Below are 4,557 nucleotides of genomic sequence, written 5' to 3'. Positions count from 1 at the left end.
CCCAGATGAAGGCCTTGTGCGCGAGCTTGAGCATGCCTTCCCGCTGGATGCCAACGACACCCTGCAGACCTGACCCAGAGAAGTGACCAAAGACCGCGCCGTCAGGCTTGTACGCCAACCGACTGGCAACTTCTTCGATTGGAGTAGCCGCTTCCTCCGCGTGGCTCGAAGCAAACGCGCTCGGGCACTCCAATAGACCACGGAGCCGAGCGGCTTGGTATTGCTCAGCGTCCTGGGGAAGCAGACGACGGACGTTCAATGTGCGGCCTAACGTTCGAGCTAAGGGGCGCGCAGCGGCATGGCGCTGTGCCCGCGAAGCGCAGGATAGACCAACAGCGCTTCGCGGGCACAGCGCCATGCCGTTGCGCGTCCCTGCTTGAGCGAGGGGTTAGGCAGCACTCTTGGGCACAAGGCGGGCAAGTGCGCTCCGAGCACACCGCGTTACCGAGCTACGGCCGCACATGCGCACGAGCCGATTGCTGACTCCGCGCCTGCGAACCCTGCCCCGCTGCGTGCCCGACCCCACCAACGGGCACGACCTGCCATTGGCGCTGGACCCCAGACTTGTATTCGGTCTTCTGCCTTCAAGAACAACTTCTCGCAGGAGCACCCGACTTCAGTCCTGCTGTGCGGACGACCGGGGTTCCGATACGCCTTGCGCAGGACTTTGCGGTTTCGCCGCGCTTGGGGCTGTTCATTCCCGGCGAAGCCGCACTTGAGCTCGAACCTCACGACCAACCTTCGAGCGCGACCGCGTGCTGCCTAACGTTCGAGCTAAGCCGCGCGCGGAGGCAGGCGGCGTAAGGCTGGTCCGCGATGATGCCTCATAGGCCGCGGACCAGCCTTACGCCGCCTGCCGGAGCGCGTCGGCGCTTGAGCGAGGGGTTAGGCGTCACTTCGGAAGTGCCGTATGATGTGTACGTTTTACAGCGAGTTTACACATGAGAACGAACATCGTGATAGACGACAAACTCATGGAAGAGGCCCTGAAGGCCTCCGGCGCACGCACCAAGCGTGAAGCCGTAGAGCTTGGCCTGAAGACGCTGCTCCGGCTGAACCAGCAAAGTGAGCTTCGCAAGCTGCGAGGCAAGGTGCAGTGGGAAGGCGATCTGGATGCGATGAGGCGCGACAAGTGATCCTTGTTGACTCCAGCGTTTGGATCGACTTCCTACGTGGAGCACCTACACCACAGGCTGACAAGCTGGACTCCCTGCTCGGAGTAGCTCCCTTGGCGATTGGCGACTTGATTCTCGCCGAGGTTCTACAAGGCTGCCGGTCAGACAAAGAGTTCAACGAAGTTCGGCGATTGCTCTCAACTCTGAACGTTGTGAGCCTTGGCGGCCTCGATGTGGCAGTTGAGTCCGCTCGGAACTTCCGGAAGCTGCGAGCGAAGGGCGTGACCGTACGAAAGACCATTGACACGATCATCGCAACGCGATGCATCATGGACCGGTACGAGCTCTTGCACAACGACCGGGATTTCGATGCATTCGAAGCTTACCTGGGGCTCCGCTGCGTAGCCTGTGACGCCTAACGTTCGAGCTAAGCCGCGCGCGACGGCGCGGTGCCTGGCCCGCGAAGGGCATGATAGACAACGGGCGCTTCGCGGGCCAGGCGCCGTGCCGCTGCGCGTCGGCGCTTGAGCGAGGTGTTAGGCGTCACTCGAGATCTCGTTTGCAAGCCTTTGGGTTACAAGGACTTCTTGTGCCCAGATTGCTATGTAGTCGTCCTCGCGGGAGGGCTGACTGCCTTCGCGCGACAGGAGCGAGTCTGTGACGCAGCAAAGGATAGTGAAGTCCGAATGCTTGCCTGCCAAGAGCGCTTGCATGGCCGGCACGGCATCGCGTGGAAAAATGTCTCGCCGAAAAGTCAGAGAGCGAACGCCGTCACCATAGAAGTCCATCTGATGGAACCACCGGTCAGTTTGCTCCCACGCACCAAGTATCGGAACGAGCAGCTCTTCAATCTTGTAAACGAGCTGGAGATCAAGTTCTCCGTGAGTTTCCCCTTGTGCATCGAATAGAGAACGATCCGGCAAAGCCCTTTCGTACTTCCGGAAGAAGTCATGCTCGCCCGCGACCACTTCTGCATTGCCTTGCCTTCGGGAGCGGAAGAGTGAAAACACGGTGTTATGTGACGCCTAACGTTCGAGCTAAGCCGCGCGCGGAGGCAAGCGGCGTAAGCCTGGTTCGCGATGATGCCTCATAGGCCGCGGACCAGGCTTACGCCGCTTGCCGGAGCGCGTCGGCGCTTGAGCGAGGGGTTAGGCCTCACTCCTACCACCTTCGCCGGGGGTGACTGGCCAAACAAACGACGAATTCTCGACTTGCACGGGCTCTAGCCCCTGCTCATGCCACCTTGCGACCAGTTTGGCTACTACTGGCCCCTCACCTGTGAGGTGTAGGTCTCCTTCGTGGCACAAGAGCAGTTGGACTGAGCCAACGTGAATGAAGATGTCTGCCGCTCCGATGCGAACAATTCCATCTTGCTCGGCTTGCTCTACACGCTCCGTGATTGATTTGAGTGGAGCTTCGTACGGCTGCCACATCTCTTCAATCTCAAGTTCGCTATCCCACCCGAAGCTTAGCGATGCGCCGGTGATACCCGCTTCGGCAAAGATGCCGCAGAACGCCGAGAGTTCTTCGATCAGGACTTCTCGATGAAGAGGACGCGTGCGGAACTCGGGCATCCGTGAGGCCTAACGTTCGAGCTAAGCCGCGCGCGGCGGCGCGGTGCCTGGCCCGCGAGGCGCAGGATAGACCACCAGCGCTTCGCGGGCCAGGTGCCGCGCCGTTGCTCGTCGGCGCTTGAGCGAGGGGTTAGGCGGCGCTTGCTGCATACGCCGAAGCAAGCACAGCCCCACCAAGCACCAGTGACGCAATGCCGATGACTGGAAGGTAGGCCATTGCCTTGGGAACCGACCACCGCGCGAACCGCCGGTGCTGCTGCCACGGTAGGGCTGCGAGCACGACCGTGGTAGCTAAGAGCACCCAGCCGGCCACCTGGAAGAGCACTGGCCCTGGAAGTCGTTGTGCTGCGGTGATGAAGGCGATGCCAACCACAGCGCGGACGGCAAGTTCAACGTAGTGCTTGAACTCCGAACCAGCAAACCCGCCAAGAAGATTCCGCGCAAGCTGCGGTTGCAGCAGTGCTGCCACGCCCAAACCAGCTAAGAACAAGCCTGTGGCAAACACAACGGCGATGGGGACTTGGACAAGCACTTGGCGACAACCAATCGATGCTGGGTGAGATGGCGGGCTGTTCTTGGGCGGACCTGTGCGTGGCCCTCTTCGCGCCGCCTAACGTTCGAGCTGAGCGGCCTGCCGTGGACAGTCCGCTCTCGAGCGAGGGGTTAGGCCGCACTGACGCGCTTGCGGATAGTGGCATTCTTCTCGCTAAGCCCTCACCGGCAAGCAACGGCGCGAACGAGGACTGCTCGCTACTCATTGCCTTTATGCTCTGACGCCAATGTCTCGCGCCAGTCGACCAAGAAACTAGCAACTTGCGCGGCGTTCGCTTTTGTGGCCTCTGTCGTACTCAGCCCCATCCGCTCGTCTTCGACACGCACCAAGTACAAAGTGATTTCCTCCTCGCCCTTGCCTTCAAGGAGCATGCCGAAGACCTGTGGCAGGTATGCGTAGTACTCGTCCCGCGCCTGCGGGCAACCCGCGACCCCTATCGGATCCCAAAGGTAGTGAAGCACTTCGTCTGTGCGCTGATACATCGCTTGCTCAAACGGATTGAGTTTTGGGCCCATCGGGAGTGAACGTGCTTCTGTGCGGCCTAACGTTCGAGCTAAGCCGCGCGCGACGGCGCGGCGCCTGGCCCGCGAAGCGCATGATGAAGCAAAGGCGCTTCGCGGGCCAGGTGCCGTGCCGTTGCGCGTCGGCGCTTGAGCGAGGGGTTAGGCGTCACCTTTGCGGCCCAGGACTTGGGGGGCTACCTTTGTCAAACACCACCCGCCATTGACCTCCTGCTTCGAGGCGCCAGACTGAGTTAAACCTCGCAACAACACTACCCTGCTTGTCGCGTACAGGGCCAGTGCTCAGTGCCAAGGTACCTGACTCAAGTACTTCAACTTGATCTGGCTCCCATGAGAATGGCGCCTCGGAGTCCACGAAGTACTTGGACCAGCCTTCAACTACCCTGCTTCTTCCGCGCAGGACATCAGTGCCAGCAAAGAAGATGGCCTCTTCCGCGACAAACCCACTGAACCCCTTCAGGTCACGCTCGGCCATCGTGCGTGCAAACGCCAACTCGGCAGCCCAAACTTGATCCTTTGTGGACTCTGCAGCTGCGTTTGATTGCATAGACGCACCCATGATTAACGCCACCATAGACGTAGCTGCGACCGTTCGGATTCTGTTCATGGCACAGCGCTTCCACCGGGTGAGTGACGGGCGGATTGTCAGATCAAGTGCAACACCAGCAGCGAGAAGGGGGTGAGCTGGAATACTGGCCACTTCCTCATCCGGCAAGAAGGGGTTGCAACCATGTCGTATAACCATCTCACCCTCGAAGAACGGTATCTGATCAGCCAGGACAAGTCCATGGGGA

The 4,557-nt window shown here is 60.4% G+C and carries 7 protein-coding genes; 2 read left to right on the top strand and 5 right to left on the bottom strand.

The genetic code is table 11. The features are described 5' to 3' along the window. Window positions 1–941: 941 nt before the first annotated feature. Both ENE75_RS24485 and vapC read left to right on the top strand, forming a co-directional pair. Window positions 942–1,136, top strand: a complete 195-nt coding sequence (locus ENE75_RS24485; protein WP_128201711.1) for a type II toxin-antitoxin system VapB family antitoxin — start codon at window positions 942–944, stop codon at window positions 1,134–1,136. Next, entirely contained in the window at window positions 1,097–1,534 is a 438-nt protein-coding gene (gene vapC, locus ENE75_RS24480; RefSeq protein WP_310733651.1) for a type II toxin-antitoxin system VapC family toxin, read from the top strand. The genes ENE75_RS24485 and vapC overlap by 40 nt, the downstream gene beginning before the upstream one ends. 117 nt (window positions 1,535–1,651) lie before the next feature. Here the strand turns inward: vapC and ENE75_RS24475 are convergent, their stop codons facing one another. The 5 genes from ENE75_RS24475 to ENE75_RS24455 form a co-directional block, all read right to left on the bottom strand. Next, window positions 1,652–2,125: a hypothetical protein gene (locus tag ENE75_RS24475; protein WP_128201708.1), complete on the bottom strand. Its 474-nt coding sequence runs from the start codon at window positions 2,123–2,125 to the stop codon at window positions 1,652–1,654. Between the two features lie 138 nt (window positions 2,126–2,263). Continuing rightward, window positions 2,264–2,689: a hypothetical protein gene (locus tag ENE75_RS24470; RefSeq protein WP_128201705.1), complete on the bottom strand. Its 426-nt coding sequence runs from the start codon at window positions 2,687–2,689 to the stop codon at window positions 2,264–2,266. 130 nt (window positions 2,690–2,819) lie between these two features. Beyond that, window positions 2,820–3,158 carry a hypothetical protein gene (locus ENE75_RS24465; RefSeq protein ID WP_128201703.1) on the bottom strand — a complete coding sequence of 113 codons (339 nt, stop codon included), beginning with the start codon at window positions 3,156–3,158 and terminating at the stop codon, window positions 2,820–2,822. A gap of 281 nt (window positions 3,159–3,439) precedes the next feature. Next, window positions 3,440–3,757 carry a hypothetical protein gene (locus ENE75_RS24460; protein WP_128201701.1) on the bottom strand — a complete coding sequence of 106 codons (318 nt, stop codon included), beginning with the start codon at window positions 3,755–3,757 and terminating at the stop codon, window positions 3,440–3,442. Window positions 3,758–3,911: 154 nt separating this feature from the next. Beyond that, window positions 3,912–4,310 carry a YybH family protein gene (locus ENE75_RS24455; RefSeq protein WP_259371726.1) on the bottom strand — a complete coding sequence of 133 codons (399 nt, stop codon included), beginning with the start codon at window positions 4,308–4,310 and terminating at the stop codon, window positions 3,912–3,914. Window positions 4,311–4,557: the final 247 nt, after the last annotated feature.

Origin of the sequence: Rubrivivax albus (assembly GCF_004016515.1) — a bacterium.
Lineage (GTDB): Bacteria > Pseudomonadota > Gammaproteobacteria > Burkholderiales > Burkholderiaceae_C > Rubrivivax > Rubrivivax albus.
The sequence above is the reverse complement of the archived record's forward strand: the minus strand, read 5'-3'. Positions and strand labels throughout refer to the sequence as shown.

Coding starts and splice junctions, on each gene's coding strand:
- ENE75_RS24460 (WP_128201701.1), bottom strand. CDS start 3,757: ATGGGCCCAAAACTCAATCCGTTTGAGCAAGCGATGTATCAGCGCACA.
- ENE75_RS24470 (WP_128201705.1), bottom strand. CDS start 2,689: ATGCCCGAGTTCCGCACGCGTCCTCTTCATCGAGAAGTCCTGATCGAA.
- ENE75_RS24485 (WP_128201711.1), top strand. CDS start 942: ATGAGAACGAACATCGTGATAGACGACAAACTCATGGAAGAGGCCCTG.
- ENE75_RS24455 (WP_259371726.1), bottom strand. CDS start 4,310: ATGCAATCAAACGCAGCTGCAGAGTCCACAAAGGATCAAGTTTGGGCT.